General features: G+C 72.1%; 14 protein-coding genes. 7 read left to right on the top strand and 7 right to left on the bottom strand.

The features are described from left to right. Window positions 1-23 precede the first annotated feature (23 nt). From EF387_RS10785 to EF387_RS10775, 3 genes are read left to right on the top strand one after another with little or no spacing between them, the layout of a single operon-like run. Entirely contained in the window at window positions 24-1,454 is a 1,431-nt protein-coding gene (locus EF387_RS10785) for an MFS transporter (protein ID WP_128376298.1), read from the top strand. A gap of 46 nt (window positions 1,455-1,500) precedes the next feature. Beyond that, window positions 1,501-2,535: an L-idonate 5-dehydrogenase gene (locus tag EF387_RS10780; protein WP_128376297.1), complete on the top strand. Its 1,035-nt coding sequence runs from the start codon at window positions 1,501-1,503 to the stop codon at window positions 2,533-2,535. Then, entirely contained in the window at window positions 2,532-3,611 is a 1,080-nt protein-coding gene (locus EF387_RS10775) for a sugar kinase (protein WP_238431436.1), read from the top strand. Before EF387_RS10780 ends, EF387_RS10775 begins: the two co-directional genes overlap by 4 nt. Here the strand turns inward: EF387_RS10775 and EF387_RS10770 are convergent. From EF387_RS10770 to EF387_RS10760, 3 genes are all read right to left on the bottom strand, one after another. Then, a complete protein-coding gene (locus EF387_RS10770; RefSeq protein WP_128376296.1) occupies window positions 3,541-4,470 on the bottom strand; it encodes a hypothetical protein in 930 nt (309 codons plus the stop codon). The genes EF387_RS10775 and EF387_RS10770 overlap by 71 nt on opposite strands. A gap of 146 nt (window positions 4,471-4,616) precedes the next feature. Further along, on the bottom strand, window positions 4,617-5,327 hold the full coding sequence (locus EF387_RS10765) for a response regulator (RefSeq protein WP_128376295.1): 711 nt from the start codon (window positions 5,325-5,327) through the stop codon (window positions 4,617-4,619). Next, a complete protein-coding gene (locus tag EF387_RS10760) occupies window positions 5,324-6,415 on the bottom strand; it encodes a sensor histidine kinase (protein WP_162467114.1) in 1,092 nt (363 codons plus the stop codon). The genes EF387_RS10765 and EF387_RS10760 overlap by 4 nt, the downstream gene beginning before the upstream one ends. Window positions 6,416-6,863: 448 nt before the next feature. Here EF387_RS10760 and EF387_RS10755 point away from each other — a divergent pair, with 448 nt between their 5' ends. The 3 genes from EF387_RS10755 to EF387_RS10745 all read left to right on the top strand — a co-directional run bounded on the left by EF387_RS10755 (window position 6,864) and on the right by EF387_RS10745 (window position 10,817). Continuing rightward, window positions 6,864-8,774 carry an AMP-dependent synthetase/ligase gene (locus EF387_RS10755; RefSeq protein ID WP_128376293.1) on the top strand — a complete coding sequence of 637 codons (1,911 nt, stop codon included), beginning with the start codon at window positions 6,864-6,866 and terminating at the stop codon, window positions 8,772-8,774. Window positions 8,775-9,006: 232 nt separating this feature from the next. Beyond that, window positions 9,007-10,026: a permease gene (locus EF387_RS10750; protein WP_128376292.1), complete on the top strand. Its 1,020-nt coding sequence runs from the start codon at window positions 9,007-9,009 to the stop codon at window positions 10,024-10,026. Further along, window positions 10,023-10,817 carry a TIGR03943 family putative permease subunit gene (locus EF387_RS10745; protein ID WP_128376291.1) on the top strand — a complete coding sequence of 265 codons (795 nt, stop codon included), beginning with the start codon at window positions 10,023-10,025 and terminating at the stop codon, window positions 10,815-10,817. The genes EF387_RS10750 and EF387_RS10745 overlap by 4 nt, the downstream gene beginning before the upstream one ends. 235 nt (window positions 10,818-11,052) lie before the next feature. Here the strand turns inward: EF387_RS10745 and EF387_RS10740 are convergent, their stop codons facing one another. Beyond that, window positions 11,053-11,430, bottom strand: a complete 378-nt coding sequence (locus EF387_RS10740; RefSeq protein WP_128376290.1) for a DUF952 domain-containing protein — start codon at window positions 11,428-11,430, stop codon at window positions 11,053-11,055. Between the two features lie 60 nt (window positions 11,431-11,490). Here EF387_RS10740 and EF387_RS10735 point away from each other — a divergent pair, with 60 nt between their 5' ends. Next, window positions 11,491-12,330 (top strand): HAD-IIA family hydrolase, encoded by an 840-nt coding sequence (locus EF387_RS10735; RefSeq protein ID WP_202918198.1) that lies wholly within the window; start codon window positions 11,491-11,493, stop codon window positions 12,328-12,330. A gap of 125 nt (window positions 12,331-12,455) precedes the next feature. Here EF387_RS10735 and EF387_RS10730 read toward each other — a convergent pair whose 3' ends face one another. The 3 genes from EF387_RS10730 to EF387_RS10720 form a co-directional block, all read right to left on the bottom strand. Further along, entirely contained in the window at window positions 12,456-15,833 is a 3,378-nt protein-coding gene (locus EF387_RS10730; protein ID WP_128376289.1) for a pyruvate carboxylase, read from the bottom strand. Window positions 15,834-16,427: 594 nt separating this feature from the next. Further along, window positions 16,428-16,934, bottom strand: a complete 507-nt coding sequence (locus EF387_RS10725; RefSeq protein WP_128376288.1) for a MarR family winged helix-turn-helix transcriptional regulator — start codon at window positions 16,932-16,934, stop codon at window positions 16,428-16,430. 122 nt (window positions 16,935-17,056) lie between these two features. Then, window positions 17,057-17,470 (bottom strand): DUF6069 family protein, encoded by a 414-nt coding sequence (locus tag EF387_RS10720; protein ID WP_128376287.1) that lies wholly within the window; start codon window positions 17,468-17,470, stop codon window positions 17,057-17,059. Between the last annotated feature and the right edge of the window lie 17 nt (window positions 17,471-17,487).

Genomic DNA, 17,487 nt, shown 5'->3' with positions numbered 1-17,487 from the left:
ACTTCCTGTACAACGGAGTTCATATGTCCGCGAAGGACGGCATCACCACCGCGGAGTCATCGCCCCGGGCGCGGCGGGCGACACGCGACCTCACCAAGGCCGCCGTCTCCGGTTGGCTCGGCACCGCCATGGAGTTCATGGACTTCCAGCTCTACTCCCTGGCCGCCGCGATCGTCTTCAACAAGATCTTCTTCCCGGACGTCAGCCCCGCCATCGGCCTCATCGCCGCGATGGCGACCTACGGCGTCGGCTACGTCGCCCGGCTCGCCGGCGCCGTCTACTTCGGACGGATGGGCGACCGGCTCGGGCGCAAGAAGGTCCTGCTCATCACCATCCTGCTGATGGGCGTGTCGACGACTCTCATCGGCGCCCTGCCCACGTACGCGACGATCGGCATCCTCGCACCGGTCCTGCTCGTCGCGCTCCGGCTGCTCCAGGGCTTCGGGGCGGGCGCGGAGATCGCCGGTGCCACGGTGATGCTCGCCGAGTACGCCCCCACCGGCCGCCGTGGCCTGATCTCCTCCCTGGTGTCCCTCGGCACCAACTCCGGGACGCTCGCCGCCTCCGGTGTGTGGGCGATCCTGCTCGCCGTCCTGAGCGAGGACCAGTTGCTGTCCTGGGGCTGGCGCATACCGTTCCTGCTCAGCTTCGTGCTGCTGCTCTTCGCGGTCTGGCTGCGTGGCAACCTCAGGGAGAGCCCGGTCTTCGAGGAGCGGCCGGACGTGGTGGACGGCGTGGCGATGACCCGCGCCGAGGTCGAGTCGGCCGCCGCCGGAACGGCCGTCGCCGGGTCCACCGGCGCGGAGGCGGACCACGGCCGGGGCGGCACCCTGGCGGCGGGCCTGCGCCAGCGCAAGGGCAGGGCGTTCTTCCTGGCGCTCGGGCTGCGCTTCGGCCAGGCGGGCAACTCCGGTCTCGTACAGACGTTCCTCGTCGGGTACATCGCCACCAACCTCTCGGTCGGGCGGGCCGTGCCCACGGACGCCATCGTCTACGGCTCGCTGCTGGGCTTCCTGACCGTGCCGCTGGTCGGGTTGCTGGGCGACCGGTTCGGACGCCGGCCGATGTACATGGCGCTGACGCTGCTGACGGTCGCCGTCGCGTTCCCGGTGATGTTCCTCATCACCTCCGGGTCAACGCCCGCGCTGATGCTCGGCGTGGTGCTCGCCCTGAACATCGGTGTCCTCGGCCTGTTCTCCCTGGAGAGCGTGACGATGGCGGAACTCTTCGGCTCGCGCACCCGGTTCACCCAGCTGGCGCTGGCCAAGGAGATCGGCGGCATCCTCGCCACCGCGATCGGCCCGGTCCTCGCGGCGAGCCTCACCGCGGCCACCGGCAGCTGGTGGCCCATCGCCGCGATGCTCGTCGTCTACTCCGTGATCACCCTCGTCAGCACCGTCCTGGCGCCCGAGACCCGCGGCCGTGACCTCGTCCGCCTGGAGGACGCCGTATGAGGCACCGCACCACCAGCCCCGTCACCGACCTGCCGGAGAACACCCTGTGAAAGCAGTAGTCGTCCATGGTGCCGGGGACGTACGGATCGACGAACGTCCCCGCCCGCAACCGGCCCGGGGCGAGGTGCTGATCGCCATGGAGTGGGGCGGGATCTGCGGATCCGACGTGGCCTACTTCAGGCACGGGGCCTCCGGCACCGCCTCGCTCGCGCATCCGCTGGTGCTCGGCCACGAGGTGGCCGGGCGGATCGCCGCGGTCGGACCGGGCGTCACCGGCCTCGCGGAGGGACAGCCGGTCACCGTGCACCCGGCGGAACTCGTCGGCGACGGGATCCTGCCGGAGCGGATCGCCGGACGCACCAACCTGTACCCGCGCATCCGCTACTTCGGCTCGGCGGCCTTCACCCCGCACACCGACGGGGGATTCAGCGAGTACCGGACGGTCCGCGCGGCGCAGGTGCGGCCGCTCCCGGACGGCGTCAGCACCGAACTCGGGGCGCTGGCCGAGCCGTTGGCGGTCGCCCTGCACGCCGTCGGCCGCGTGCCGGAGCTGCGGGGCCGTACCGTCCTGGTCAACGGTGCCGGTCCGATCGGCTCCCTGGTCGTCGCCGCCGCACGGCTGTGCGGCGCGCACTCCGTCGTCGCCGCCGATGTGTCCGAGGCCCCGCTCACCACCGCCCGGCTCATGGGTGCCGACGAAACCCGCGACATCTCCCGCGGCAAGGAACTGCCCGCCGACATGGACGTGGTCTTCGAGGCCTCCGGGGCGCCGGCCGCGCTGGGTCCGGTGCTCAGGGCCACCGCCCGCGGCGGCATCGTCGTACAGGTCGGGAACCTGCCGGGAAGGGAGGTGCCCTCGGTCCTCGGCGACCTGGTGACCCGGGAGATCACCTGGATCGGTTCCTACCGCTTCGTCGACGAGATCGACGACGCCCTCGCCGCCCTGCGGGACGGCCTGGACATCTCGCCGGTGATCAGTCATCGCTTCCCGCTGGAACAGGCCGAAAGGGCGCTCGGTGTCGCCGGGGACCCGTCGAGCGGCAGCGGCAAGGTCATGCTGCGGCTCACCGCCCCGGCGTGAACCACCGTCCGCCGCACGACACCGACCGCCAGGAGGATCCCTTGCCCGTGCCGCCCCCGTCCCGTACCGCCGACCGTCCGGAGCAGGCCCCGGCGGACGTCGTGTGCGTGGGCGAGACGATGGCCGTCCTCGGCCCGACCGACGCCCGTTCCCTCGCCGACCAGGAGAAGCTCGCGTTCGCGATCGGCGGCGCCGAGTCGAACGTGGCGTGCGGACTGGCGGGGCTCGGGCACCGCGCCGCCTGGGTGAGCCGGCTCGGCGACGATCCGTTCGGGCGGCGCGTCCGGGCCGAGCTCACGGCACGTGGTGTCGACGTCAGCGGTGTCACCGTCGACCCGGTGCGCCCGACCGGCGTCTACTTCAAGGACCCGGGGCCCGACGGCACCCGGACCCACTACTACCGCGGTGGATCCGCGGCCACCGCCATGGGGCCGGAGGTGGCCCGGCTGCGGGTGCTGCGCCGGGCCGGCATCGTGCATCTGTCGGGGATCACCGCGGCGCTATCCGAGAGCTGTGCCGAGCTTGTGGAGGCGATCGTCGTCCACCGGGCCGCCGTTGAGCATGTCGTGGGCGGTGGCGGGCGGACGGCGGGACCGGTCATCTCCTTCGACGTGAACCACCGCCCCGCCCTCTGGCGCGGGCCCACGGCGGACCCCACGGAGACCCTGCTGAAGATCGCCCGAGCGGCCGACGTGGTGTTCGTGGGCCGGGACGAGGCGGAGGCGCTGTGGGGCACGGCCGACGCGGACGGCATCGCGGAGCTGATGGGCCCCTTACCCCGTCTCGTCGTCAAGGACGCCGGACGCGGGGCGAGTTCGTACGCGGCCGGCGTCCGTACGTTCGTCCCGGCGCTGCCCGTCGACGTGGTAGAGCCCGTCGGCGCGGGCGACGCCTTCGCGGCGGGCTATCTGGCCGGCGTGCTGGAGGGCCGCGACGAACGTTCCCGGCTGCGGCTCGGCCATCTCGCGGCCTCGGCCGCACTGCGCACCCGGGACGACGTCCCGGTCATGCCCCGACGCGCCGCGACGGAACGCCTCCTGGCACGGGACGACGCGGCCTGGTGCGCAGACCGCTGACGGCCACCGCCGCCGCGCACACCAGCGCCAGGGCTCCCGCGCCCAGCAGCAGCGCCATGCCCGCGGACGGGGACTGCGGAGCCCGGCCGTCGTAGGCGGTGGCGGTGATGGAGCCGAAGACCGCGGCGTACCCGGCGGCGCCCAGCAGCATCACCCGGGTCGAGGTGCGGTCCGGGCCGCGGCCCGTGTCGAGGGCCACGGCCAGGAGCGCCAGGACCTGCAGCCCGTGGAGTCCCGCGGCATGCGCCAGTTTGGCGCTGCCGGCGGCACCGAACACCACCTCCCACGGCACCTGACCCGTCTCGTCGAAGGCCGTCTCGCCGATCCGCGCCATGTCGCTGCCGATCGCTCCGGCGCCGAGCACCGCCAGGAGGCCGGCCACCACGGCGATCCGGGCCACGGCGCCGCCCCGGAACCGCACCAGCGCGTCGACCAGGAGCCAGGCCAGTCCGAGGACCAGCGGCAGTACCAGGGTGCCGATCGCCGACCAGATCCCGCTGTTGACGTCGCCGGACTGGTTGAAGTGCGAGGCGACCCCACGCCAGCGCTGCAGGGTGATGAGCAGGACCTCGGCCACCGAGGTGAAGGCGACCAGACCGGCCGGTACCCCGACCCACCAGCGCTCGGGCAGGCTCCGCAGGATCCACACCACCGACCACACGAGCAGGCCGAACGACAGTCCGAAGACCACCGGTTTGCGCCAGGCGACCGGGCCCCACCAGGTCGTTCCGTCCACCACGGCGACCACGCCGTGCACCGCGCCGGAGGCGATCAGAGCGCTCCCGCACCACCACAACAACCGCTGGTAGGTGCCGACGGGCCGTACCGCCCGCCAGACCTCCCCCGCCACCCCGCGCATCCGGCCGCCACCCCCGTTCCCGTCCTCAAGGACCGTCGGCCGAGACTACGAGCGGACGCCGCCCGGTACGTCCCTCCGGCGGGGTGGGTCCGCGTACCCCCGCTGGGGTACGCGCCGTGGCTACCGCCACCGTCAGCGAGCACCCGTCACACCAGTCCGCAGCGGTACGCGAGGACAACGGCCTGCGCCCGGTCGCGGGCGCCCGTCTTCTGCAGGATCCGCTTCACATGCGTCTTGGTGGTCGACTCGGCGATGCCGAGGAGTGCGGCGATCTCCTCGTTGGACAGTCCCTCGGCCATCCACCGCAGTACCTCCAGTTCACGGAGGGTCAGCCGGGCCAGCCAGGCAGGTTCCCCGCTCTCCTCGCCCCGAGGCCGCCCGCCCCGTACGAAGTGGTCCACCAGCGAACCGGTGACCGACGGGTCGAGCAGGGTGTCGCCGCCTGCGACGGTGCGGACGGCGTCCAACAGCCGCTCCGGCGAGGCGCGCTTGAGCAGGAAGCCGCCGGCGCCGGCGCGCAACGCCCGCCACACGTAGTCGTCCTGCGGGAAGGTGGTGAGGACCAGGACGCGTGTGCTCAGGCCGCCGGCCACGATCCGGGTGGTCGCCTCGATGCCGTCGATGCCAGGCATGCGCACGTCCATCAGGACGAGGTCGGGCTCCAGCGCCCGGCACAGCTCGACCGTCCGGACACCGTCCGCGGCCTCGCCGGCCACCTCGATGCCGGGAGCGCTGTCGAGGACGACGCGTACGCCCGTGCGCAGCAGGGCGTCGTCATCGGCGAGGAGGACGCGTACGGACGGCGGTGCCCCGCCATCCACGGGGGGCGGGGGCGTCGGAGTAGTGGGCTCGGTCATGGCAGCGGCAGTTCCGCGTGGAGCGTGAAGCCCCTGCCGTCCGGGCCCGGGCCGTGGTCGGCGGACCCGCCGAACGCGGCCACCCGCTCGCTCACGCCCAGCAGGCCGCGGCCGGCCCGGTAACCGGGCGCCGGCCCACGTCCGGTGTCGGTCACGGCGACCACCAGCCGGCCGTGCCTCCTTTCCATGACGACCTCCGCCGCTGCCGCACGGCCGTGCCGGAGGGCGTTCGTCAGGGCCTCCTGCGCGATCCGGTAGGCGGACAGTTCGACACCGAGCGGCAGCGATCCGGGTTCCGCCGCGACGCGCAGGCGCACGGTCATGCCCGCGTCGGTCATGGTCCGCGCCAGTCGGCCGATGTCGGCCAGGCCCGGCGGCTCCCCGGATCCGTCCCTCAGGACCCCGAGCAGCCGGTCGAGTTCGGCCAGCGCGGTGCGTCCGGTGTCCTCCACACTGATCATAAGTTCACGGGCCCGTTCCGGGTCGCTGTCGAGCACCATCCGGCCGGCGCCGGCCTGGACGAGCATGGCGTTGACCGTGTGGCCCATCACGTCGTGCAGTTCGCGCGCGATGCGCAGCCGCTCGCCGGCGGCCGCCTCACGGCGCGCCATGCGGCGGTGCGCGGCCAGTTCTTCCCGCCTGCGCGCGGACCCGTACCCGGCGGCCCAGACCAGCAGCCAGACGCACAGCACGGCCATCGGCGCGGTGGTGGTGGCCTGTCCCTTGCCCGCGAAGTACGCCCACACTCCGAGCGGTGCGACGACGACGCCCAGTGGGGCCCGGCGGCGGCCGGCGTGCAGCCCCAGCCCGTACAGGCCGATGAGATTGGCGAACGGGGAGAGCGGTCCCGGACCGAGCCACAGTGCCTCGACGGCCAGCCCGGCCGTCCCGGCCGCATAGGCCGCCACGGGGGTGCGGCGGCGAAGGGCCAGGCTGCCGGCGATCACCACCTCCAGCCCTAGGGAACCCGACAACTCGGGCACGGTCAGAGCGTCCCGGCCCGTTTCCGGCACCGCCGTCCCGCGCATCACCAGCATGGCGACGAGCACGATGACGGCCGGCGCGAGGTCCACCACGAGATCCGGCATGCGCGCGGCGCGCGCGACGGATGCTTTCAGGACATTCTCGAGCGCAGCCGGAAGGGGGGCCGGGCGCCCGCCCCACAAGGAGGGCACACCACGGGACACGCTGTCGCTCCCGCTCTCCCCCGTCGCGTTCGCCACCATGGCTACTCCCCCAACTCCCCCGGTTCCGGGCCGTGTCGGAGCGATCACACACTGTCGGTGACCGTTATCGAAGCAGAAGTGCCCGCCCATGGCACCCATGCGGACCACACCGGCGACCGTCTCACCCGCCGGGCCGGTTCCGGCGGACTCCGTTCGCCTGGGCAATTCAGGCCGCCCGTACATGCTCAGTTGCCGGATGAGGGCACGGTGGTGCCGCCGGGTGGACTAGATTCGACCACCGTCGATTCCAGTGGCGACCGGTTCCGGTTGCCGTCGGCGAACGCCCAAGGGGAGAGTGCGGGAGCGGCGCATGCACAACTTCGGGACTGCTCCACCGGCCGCCCCGGTCAAGACCGGAGGGCTCGCGGACAGCCTCTTCGAGAGGGCGGGCCTGACCCCCGACCTGCCCCAGGTCGCACGCCGCACCGGCCCGGACGGCACCGCCTGGACCCATGTGACCGCGGCCGAACTCCGGGACGAGGTCGTCGGCCTGGCTCGGGGGCTGATCGCGTCCGGGATCTCACCGGGCCACCGCGTGGCCATCATGGCGCGCACCCGCTACGAGTGGACGGTGCTCAGTTATGCGCTCTGGCTGGTCGGCGCCGAGATCGTGCCGATCTACCCGACGTCGTCGCACGAGCAGGTCGCGTGGATCCTGCGGGACGCGGCGTGCGTGGCCGTGATCGTGGAGGACGAGCAGGGCGTCATGACGGTCGGCCAGGTGTGCAACACCCTCCCCCACCTGCGTCACGTCTGGCAGCTCGATGCCGACGCGTTGGCGCACCTGGTGGAGCTGGGCCGGTCGGTGCCGCTGGAGACCGTCGAGTCGATGCGCCGGATCGTCCTGCCCGAATCCACCGCCGTCGTGGCCTACACCTCGGGCACCACCGGCCACCCCAAGGGCTGCGCCCTGAGCCATCGCAGTATGGCGACGCCCTGCGACACCCTGCTGAAGGGCTGGGGTCACACCGCGGCCCCGCCGGGGGAACAGCCGAGCATCCTCGTGTTCCTGCCCTTCTCTCACGTCTACGGCCTGATGCTGCAGTGCATGTGCCAGCGCGGCGGCATCCTGATGGCGCACGAACCCGATCTGCGCGAGGAGTCCCTCGCCGCGGCCCTCCTGTCGTTCCGCCCGACGTTCCTGTACGGCGTCCCGTTCATCTTCGAGAAGATCTACAAGAACTTCCTGAGGACGGCCCAGCGCACCGGCCGCGGCGCCCTCTTCGACCGGGCCGTGCGGGTCGCGCAGGACTACGCCGAGGCCGTAGAACGGCAGCGGCTGGGCCTCGGCAAGGGCCCCGGACTCGACCTGAGGCTGCAACACGCCTTCTACGAGCGGACCGTGTACCGCAAGCTGCGCGCGTCGCTGGGCGGAAGGGTCTGCGGGGCGGTCTCCGGCGGCTCGCCCCTCAACCGCCGACTCGCCCTGTTCTACTCGGGTATCGGGATCCTCGTCCACGACGGATACGGCCTGACGGAGACGAGCGGCGGCATCACGGCGCAGCCCGTGGGACGCGCCAAGTTCGGCACCGTGGGACGCGCCCTGCCCGGCACCGAGATCCAGGTGGCGGAGGACGGCGAGATCCTGGTCCGGGGCCCGTCCGTGTTCCAGGGATACATCAACGACGAACAGGGCACCCGGGCAGTCCTGCGCGGCGGCTGGCTCGCCACCGGGGACATCGGCCGGCTCGACTCCGAGGGCTATCTGTCGATCACCGGACGCAAGAAGGACATCATCGTCACCAGCGGTGGCAAGAGTGTGGCTCCGGCCGGCCTCGAGGAGCGCCTGCGGGTGCATCCCCTGATCCACCAGGCGGTGGTCGTCGGGGACAACCGGCCGTGCGTGGGGGCGCTGATCACCCTCGACCCGGAGTTCGTGGCGCACTGGCGGGGGATGCTGGCCGCGCAGGGCGACGAGAAGCTGCGCGGGGAGCGCGAGGAGAACGCGCTGCGCCAGGAGGTGGCGCGCGCGGTCGCCGCGGCCAACAGCACCGTGTCGCGCTCCGAGTCGATCCGGGTGTTCCGGATCCTGCCGGACCTCTTCGAGGTGTCCAACGGGATGATCACGCCGTCGATGAAGCTGCGCCGGGACGCCATCACGGAGTACTACGCGGCCGAGATAGAGGCCATGTACGCGACGGCCAGGCGCGGGAGCGGGCGGCACGCTGCGGGCGCCGAGCCGACGTGGGACGAGGACGACGTGTTCCGCCGGGTGAGGTGACGTGACGCGGAGTTCCTGAGAAGGCTCCTGAGGTAGCTCCCGGGAACGGGGAGTCCCGGCTCGGGGCTCTTGGGCCCGGGTTCGCCGGCGTGCGGGTGTTCCGTGGGCAGCGGTCATCCTCGGCCCTGCGTACGGGTGTTGGAACCGGGATGAGAAGCTGTGCCCGAACCGGCGTACTGAAGGTGGAGGGGGACAGCCCACCGAGCCCTTCCCTACCGGAGGTACCTCACCCGTGACCACGACCAAGACGGCGCCGCCCCGGGCCGACCGCGACGCGGACACCGCCGGGCGGGGTGCTCAGGGCTGGACGTTCAACTCGCCCCTCGTCCTGACCATTCTCCTGGTGCTGGTGCTCACGGTGCAGGGGCCGATCCGGCGGGCGCTGTCCGCGCCGGTGATGCAGAGCTGGATGACCGTGTTCGTCGCGGTGGTTCTGCAGGCGCTGCCGTTCCTGGTGCTGGGTGTGCTGCTGTCGGCGGTGATCGCGGTGTTCGTCCCGCCGTCGTTCTTCGCCCGCGCGCTGCCCGGCAGGCCGTCTCTCGCGGTGCCGGTCGCCGGGATGGCCGGGGCGGTACTGCCCGGCTGTGAGTGCGCCTCCGTTCCGGTGGCCGGGGCGCTGGTGCGCCGCGGTGTGACGCCCGCGGCGGCGCTGGCGTTCCTGCTGTCGGCCCCGGCGATCAATCCGATCGTGCTGACCGCCACCGCCGTCGCGTTTCCCCGCAACCCGGAGATGGTGCTCGCCCGGTTCGTGGCGAGTCTTGTGGTGGCGTGCGCCATGGGCTGGCTCTGGCTGCGGCTCGGCCGTACGGACTGGCTGCGCCCACCGGCCCGTCCGACGCCGGACGGACTCGGCAAGGGGGCGGCGTTCTGGTCGTCCGTACGGCACGACGTGATGCACGCGGGGGGCTTCCTCGTGGTCGGCGCGATGGCCGCGGCCACGCTCAAGGCGGTGGTTCCGGCGAGCTGGCTGCACACCGCCGCCGACCATCCCGTGGTGGCGATCCTGGCCCTGTCGCTCCTCGCGGTGCTGTTGTCGATCTGCTCCGAGGCCGACGCGTTCGTGGCGTCGTCCCTGACCCAGTTCTCGCTGACCGCCCGGCTGGCCTTCCTGGTCGTGGGGCCCATGATCGATCTCAAACTCTTCGCCATGCAGGCGGGCACGTTCGGGCGCGGGTTCGCGCTGCGGTTCGCGCCCGCCACCTTCGTCCTGGCCGTCGCCGTGTCGGCCCTCGTCGGGGCGGTGCTCCTGTGAACCGGCAGGCGCAGGCGGCGGTGCTGTTCCTGACCGGCGGGGGGATGCTGCACGCCGGCTCCACCGACCTGTACCTGCGGTACGTCAAGTCGGGGTTGCGGCCGTTGCTGCTGGTGGCCGGGGTCGTCCTGATCGCCGCCGCGGTCGCCACGGTCTGGTACGAGGTGCGGCAGGCCCGTGCGGCCCGCACGGCGACGGCCCGGCCCGGGCAACGCGACGAGCAAGGGATCGGGGACGAGCACGAACAAGACGAACAAGAGGACGGGGACGGGCAAGGGCACGGACATCGCGAGCCCCGTATCTCCTGGCTCCTCGTCCTGCCCCTGTTCGCGCTCATCCTGGTGGCGCCGCCGGCCCTCGGCTCGTACAGCGCCATGCACGCCGGAACGGCCCTGCAACGCCCCTGGGGTTTCCGGGCGCTTCCCGCCGGTGACCCCCTCCCCCTGAGCGCCGTCGACTACGCGGGCCGAGCGGCCTACGACCACGGGCGCACCCTGGGCGACCGAAGGATCAAGATCACCGGCTTCCTCGCGCTGGACCGCGGCGGCACGCCGTACCTGGTCCGGATGGAACTCAGCTGCTGCGCCGCCGACGCCCAGCCCGTGAAGATCGGTCTGACCGGGCAGCTCCCGCCCGTCCTGGAACCCGACAGCTGGCTCGAGGTCACCGGCACCTACACCAGCAAGCAGACGAAGGACCCGGTGAACGGCGGCCGCATCCCGTTCATCGACGTCATCAGCACCGAACCGATACCGGCGCCGAAGGACCCGTACGAGAGCTGGAGCGGCTAGGGCCTGTCTGGGGTTGTCATCTGGATCAGGGAGCGGGGCGTGGTGCGTGCGATCGCAAGGCGCCGGAACGCCCTCGGTGGGGGTGCCCCCGCTCGAGCGAAGCCGAGAGTAGAGGAGGAGCTACCAGGGCGTTCCGGCAACGCGGCATGGGGGTCCCCCCTGTTCGAGCGAAGCCGAGAACTTGGGGGAGTGCGTGCCACGCCCCGCGAGCACAGATCACAACCCCAGACAGGCCCTAGGGGTGTTGCCCCTGAGACGCGTGCGTCAGCCCCGTCGCCCGTCCTTCGTCGTCCCACTGGACCTGAAGGAGCCCCACGACGGCGTCGCGGTTGACGGGACCGTACACATGCGGGAACGAGGTGCCCTCGGCGACCCCGGGTGGCGGTGGGGGGATGGCTTCCTCCCAGGCGAGCCGGGCGGTGAGTCTGACCTCGTCGACCATCAGCGCCAGCAGTGGCCTTGGTGCGTCCCGGTAGAAGGCGTTCACCACTGCCAGCGTGGTCTGCTCGTCGGCGGAGCAGTGGACGAAGCCCTCCTCGGCGAGGGAGGCGGGTTCGTACGGCCGGTCGGGCTGGGCGTCCCAGGTCTCGCGAGGGATCACGTGATAGATCATGGACCACTTATACCGCTGTCCTTCGAGGTGTTCCGCCCCGGCTGCGGGTACGGTCCCGGCATGGAGTGGGAGCCGGAGTCGGTGCGCGCGGTCCTGATGGACATCGACGGTGTCCTCACCGTGTCGTGGAAGCCGCTGCCCGGTGCGGTGGAGGCGTTGCGGCGGGTACGCGCGTCCGGCCTGCGCGTCGCCCTGCTCACCAACACCACCTCCCGCACCCGCGCCTCGATCGCGGACGCCCTGACCGGGGCGGGCTTCCCCGTGGGGGCCGAGGACATCCTCACCGCGCCCGCCGCCACCGCCGCGTATCTGGCCGAGCACTGCCCCGGCGCCCGCTGCTCCCTGCTGAACAGCGGCGACATCCGTGAGGACCTCGCCGGTGTGGACCTCGTGGACACCGGCGACACCGACGACACCGGCGACACCGGGACGGTCCCGGATGTCGTCGTGGTCGGCGGTGCCGGTCCCGAGTTCGACTACGCCTCGCTCAACCGCGCTTTCGGCCACCTCCAGCAGGGGGCCCGGCTGGTCGCCATGCACCGCAATCTCTACTGGCGCACCGACGCGGGGCTGCAACTGGACACCGGCGCCTTCCTCACCGGACTGGAGCAGGCCGCCGGCGCGGAGGCCGAGATCACCGGCAAACCGGCGCCCGCGTTCTTCGAGGCCGCGCTGGCCCGCCTGCACGTGGAGGCCGGCGCTGCGCTGATGGTCGGCGACGACATCGAGTCCGACGTGCTCGCGGCACAGCGCGCCGGTATCACCGGTGTCCTCGTCAGGACGGGCAAGTACCTGCCGGAGACACACCGCGACGCGTCCGGAGAGCCGGACCACGTCCTGGACTCCTTCGCGGACCTGCCCGCGCTGCTGGGTCTGGCCCCTCATCGAACTGATCATTGAGGGTCTGCGGCGCCTTCGCGGTCGTCAGCGGCGACGCCGCCGAGGGGCACGGGACCGGGCGCCCCGTCGGACTGCCGCTGAACCGCGTGTGAGGGCGGCCGTCCGACGGGCGATGCCCGGAACCATCACTCGACCCGCAGGAGCAGATCGCCTCCCTCGACCTGCTGGATGGAACCGATGGCGAGGCGGGTGACGGTACCGCCGCGCGGGGTGGTGATCGCGGCCTCCATCTTCATGGCCTCGATGGTGGCGACCGTCTGTCCGGCCTCGACCGACGCCCCTTCCTGCACCTGCAGGGTGACGACACCGGCGAAGGGGGCCGCGATCTGGCGGTCGTCGCCGCGGTCGGCCTTCTCGGCGACCTTGACGTCCGTGGTGATGGAGGTGTCGCGCACGGAGACGGGCCGCAGTTGGCCGTTGAGGGTGGCCAGTACGGTGCGGTAGCCGCGCTCGTCGGCCTCGGAGATCGCCTCCAGTTCGATCAGCAGCGTCACACCCTGTTCCAGGGTGACGGTGTGCTCGGTCTCGGGTTCGAGGCCGTAGAAGAAGTCCTTGGTCGACAGTACGGAGGTGTCGCCGTAGGTCTCGCGGTGGGTGTCGTAGGCCTTGGTGGGGCCGGGGAACAGCAGCCGGTTCAGGGTGGCTCGGCGTGTCTCTCGCAGCCCGATGCGGTCCTCCTCGGTGAGCTGTGGTGTCTCGGCCTGTGCGGGCCGGCCGTGCAGGGCCCGGGTGCGGAAGGGCTCGGGCCAGCCGCCCGGCGGGTCGCCGAGTTCACCGCGAAGGAATCCGATCACCGAGTCCGGCAGGTCGAACTTGGCCGGGTCGGACTCGAAGTCGCTCGCCTCGACGCCGGCGCCGACGAGGTGGAGCGCGAGGTCTCCCACGACCTTGGACGACGGGGTCACCTTCACCAGGCGGCCCAGCATCCGGTCGGCGGCGGCGTAGCAGTCCTCGATCAGTTCGAACCGGTCGCCGAGCCCCAGCGCGATGGCCTGCTGGCGCAGGTTGGACAGCTGACCGCCGGGGATCTCGTGGTGGTAGACGCGGCCCGTGGGCGAGGCAAGGCCTGACTCGAAGGGCTGGTAGACCTTGCGCACGGCCTCCCAGTACGGCTCGAGGTCGCCGACGGCCTGGAGGGAGAGCCCGGTGGCGCGGTCGGTGTGGTCGGTGGCCGCGACCAGCGCGGAGAGGGAGGGCTGGCTGGTGGTGCCGGCCATCGAGGCGACGGCCGCGTCCACCGCGTCCACTCCTGCGTCGATCGCCGCCATCAGGGTCGCCAGCTGTCCGCCCGCGGTGTCGTGCGTGTGCAGGTGGACGGGGAGGTCGAAGCGTTCCCGCAGCGCGGTGACCAGCTTCCGGGCCGCCGGCGGGCGCAGCAGGCCGGCCATGTCCTTGATGGCCAGGACGTGGGCGCCGGCGTCGACGATCTGTTCGGCCAGGCGCAGGTAGTAGTCGAGGGTGTAGAGCCGTTCGCCCGGGTCGGACAGGTCGGCGGTGTAGCACAGGGCCACCTCCGCCAGGGCCGTCCCGGTGGCCCGGACCGCGTCGATCGCCGGGCGCATCTGTTCGACGTCGTTGAGGGCGTCGAAGATGCGGAAGACGTCCATGCCGGTGGCGGCGGCCTCCGCGACGAACGCGTCGGTGACCTCCGTCGGATAGGGCGTGTATCCGACGGTGTTGCGGCCCCGCAGCAGCATCTGGGTGCAGATGTTCGGTGCCGCCTCGCGCAGCAGGGCGAGCCGCTCCCACGGGTCCTCGGCGAGGAACCGGAGCGCCACGTCGTAGGTCGCGCCGCCCCAGCATTCGAGGCTGAGCAGCTCCGGCGCGGTCCGGGCGACGTACGGGGCGACGGCCAGCAGGTCCCGGCTGCGTACCCGGGTCGCCAGCAGTGACTGGTGGGCGTCACGGAAGGTGGTGTCGGTGACGGCGACCGCGCTCTGCCGGCGCAGTTCGGCGGCGAACCGCTCGGGGCCGAGTTCGGCGAGCCGTTGCCGGGAGCCGGGCGGCGGCGGATCGCCGAGGCTGACGACGGGCAGCTTGTCGACGGGTTCCACGACGACGGGCCGCGGGCCGTGCGGCTTGTTGACGGTGACCTCGGCGAGGTAGTGGAGCATGCGGCTGCCGCGGTCGGCCGGGGGCCGGGTCCGCAGCAGCTGGGGGCGCTCGTCGATGAAGCTGGTGGTGACGCGCCCGTCCTGGAAGTCGGGGTCCTCGAGGAGTGCGGCGAGGAAAGGCAGGTTGGTGGAGACGCCGCGGATGCGGAACTCGGCGATGGCGCGGCGGGCCCGGCGGGCCGCGTTGGTGAAGTCGTGCCCGTAGCAGGTCAGTTTGACCAGCATCGAGTCGAAGTGGGCGCTGACGTGGGCACCGGTGTGGACGGTGCCGCCGTCCAGCCGGACGCCGGGGCCGCCCGGGGAGCGGTAGGCGGAGATGGCGCCGGTGTCGGGGCGGAAGCCGTTCGCGGGGTCCTCGGTGGTGATACGGCACTGCAGCGCGGCGCCGGACAGCACGATCTCGTCCTGGGTGAAGGAGAGTTCGGGCAGGGTCATGCCGGAGGCGATGCGCAACTGGGCGATCACCAGGTCCCGGTCGGTGACCTGTTCGGTGACCGTGTGCTCGACCTGGATGCGCGGGTTCATCTCGATGAAGACGTGGTTGCCGCGCTCGTCGACGAGGAACTCGACGGTGCCCGCGTTGACGTAGCCGATGTGACGGGCGAACGCGACGGCGTCGGCGCAGATCCGCATCCGCAGTTCCGGGTCCAGGTTCGGGGCGGGCGCGATCTCGACGACCTTCTGGTGGCGGCGCTGCACCGAGCAGTCCCGCTCGTAGAGGTGGACGACGTTCCCGGCGGCGTCGGCGAGGATCTGCACCTCGATGTGGCGGGGGTTGACCACGGCCTGTTCGAGGAAGACGGTGCCGTCGCCGAAGGCGGACTCCGCCTCGCGCCGGGCCGCCTCGATGGAGTCGCGCAGTTCGCCGGGTTCGGCGACCCGCCGCATGCCTCGCCCGCCGCCACCCGCGACGGCCTTGACGAACAACGGGAAACCGACGTCGTCGGCGGCGGCGAGGAGGGTGTCGAGGTCCGTCGACGGCTGTGACGACTTCAGGACCGGTACGCCGGCCTCCTTCGCCGCCGCGACCGCGCGTGACTTGTTGCCCGTCAGGAGCAGGACGTCCGCGGGCGGGCCGACGAAGGTGATGCCCGCCTCCGCGCAGGCGGCGGCCAGGTCCGGGTTCTCCGACAGGAAGCCGTAGCCGGGGTAGATGGCGTCCGCACCGGCCTTGCGGGCCGCCCTGACCACCTCGTCGACCGAGAGGTACGCGCGCACCGGGTGGCCGCGTTCGCCGATCAGATACGACTCGTCCGCCTTCGCCCTGTGCAGTGAGTTGCGGTCCTCGTACGGGAACACCGCCACCGTGGAGATGCCCAGCTCGAACGCGGCTCGAAAGGCCCGGATCGCGATCTCGCCCCGGTTGGCGACGAGCACTTTGGTGAACATCCGACTCCTCGGCGTCGCTGGAGTTGATTTCGGCGGAAGTCTTGCACGGGCGGGGTGCGGGTGCCCTGTGCAGGGTGCGGTGGGTGCGCACCGGGCGAGGTGCGGTGGCCGGCCGACAGTATCCGTTCCCGCGAATTCCGGGACAATGCGGTGCTGTTCGCCGTTGCCTCGGCGCCAGGTTCGACGAGATCTTCGCGCCGCGTCCGACAGGGCCTCCGCGCCGGCTTCGACGGGCCCTCCGCGCTGGAGTGTCGCCGAGTGCGCTGCGCGCTGGGCTCGGCGGGGACGCTCCGGCGGGGACGCTCCGCGCTGGGTTCGCGGAGGCCGCTCAGCTCCGGCTGGGGTTCTCTGAATGCCTCACCGCGCCGGGTTCACCGGGGTCGCGCCGCGCTGCGTTCGCTGATGCCGCACCGCGCCGGCGATGCGCGGGGTTGCACCGCGCCGGCGATGCGCGGGGTTGCACCGCGCCGGAGGTTCGCCCGGGGTCGCAGACCGCTGCCCGGATCCGGTGCGGAGAGAAAGCGGGGGGCGGTATCGGTCCTGGTTGGCCGTGCTCTCTGTCGTCCGGTCGCCCACGACACGCCGCACGGTGCGCTATCGGCGGCGCCAGGGCAGGACCGCCGGATCGGAGTCCGTGGCGTCGACCCGCAGCAGGGCCGTACTGATGGCTTCGCCGATCTCCGTGAACTGGGCCACCTGCTCCGGAGTGAGCGCATCGAAGATCGCGCGGCGCACGGCCGTGACATGTCCCGGTGCGGCCTGTTCCAGCAGGGCGCGGCCCTCGTCGGTGAGGACGGCGAGCTGGGAGCGTCCGTCGACGGGGCTCTCCCGGCGGTCGACGAATCCGGCCTCGGCGAGCCGGTTCACCGCGTGGGTGAGTCGACTGCGGGTGATCCTCAGCTTGCAGGCCAGTTCGGACATGCCGAGCGCCTGGTCGGGCGCCGAGGAGAGAAAGGCCAGCAGGGCGTAGTCGGTGTGGGTGATGCCGGAGTCGCGGCGGAGCTGCCGGTTGAGGTAGTCGGCCAGCAGCGTGGAGAAGTCGACGTAGGCCAGCCAGGCCCGGCGCTCCTCAGCGTTCAGCCAGCGAGGCGTGGTGGACATGGAGGGCACCTTACCGGGCCGCTTGAGTTTGAATTGTCAAACACAAGGATACGACTCCTGGTCCGGTCCCCGGCAGGGAAGCCGCGTCGGCCCCGCCTTCCGGCGGGGCCGACGTTCGTTCCTCAGGCAAGCGGCATCACCTTGCGGTACGTGGCCACGGCGATCACCCCGACCGCCACGTGCATCGCGAGGAGCGCGATGACGCCTGCCGCGCCGCCCGCCTCGAAGAGCAGGAAGTCGGGGATGAAGGACACCACGACCAGCGTCGGCGCGAGCCACCGTACGAGCGCCGCGGGCCGGGCGGACACCTGGCGGACGACGGCCCACCCGACGGCACCCCCGGCCAGGCCCAGCGCGGTCAGGAAGATGTACGAGGACGGCTTGAGCGGCTGGAAGTCATCGGGAGCGCCCGCCGCGAGGGCGGCGACGGCGAGTACCGCGTTCACCAGGCTGGACAGCACGACGGCGGCGAGGACTCCGCCCACCACGACGAGCGGACCGCGACGAGTGGGGACTGCCTCGGGGACTGCGGACATGGTGACTCCTGGATCGG

Origin of the sequence: Streptomyces cavernae (assembly GCF_004023625.1) — a bacterium.
Taxonomy (GTDB): domain Bacteria; phylum Actinomycetota; class Actinomycetes; order Streptomycetales; family Streptomycetaceae; genus Streptomyces; species Streptomyces cavernae.
This window is presented reverse-complemented; position numbering and strand designations above follow the sequence as displayed.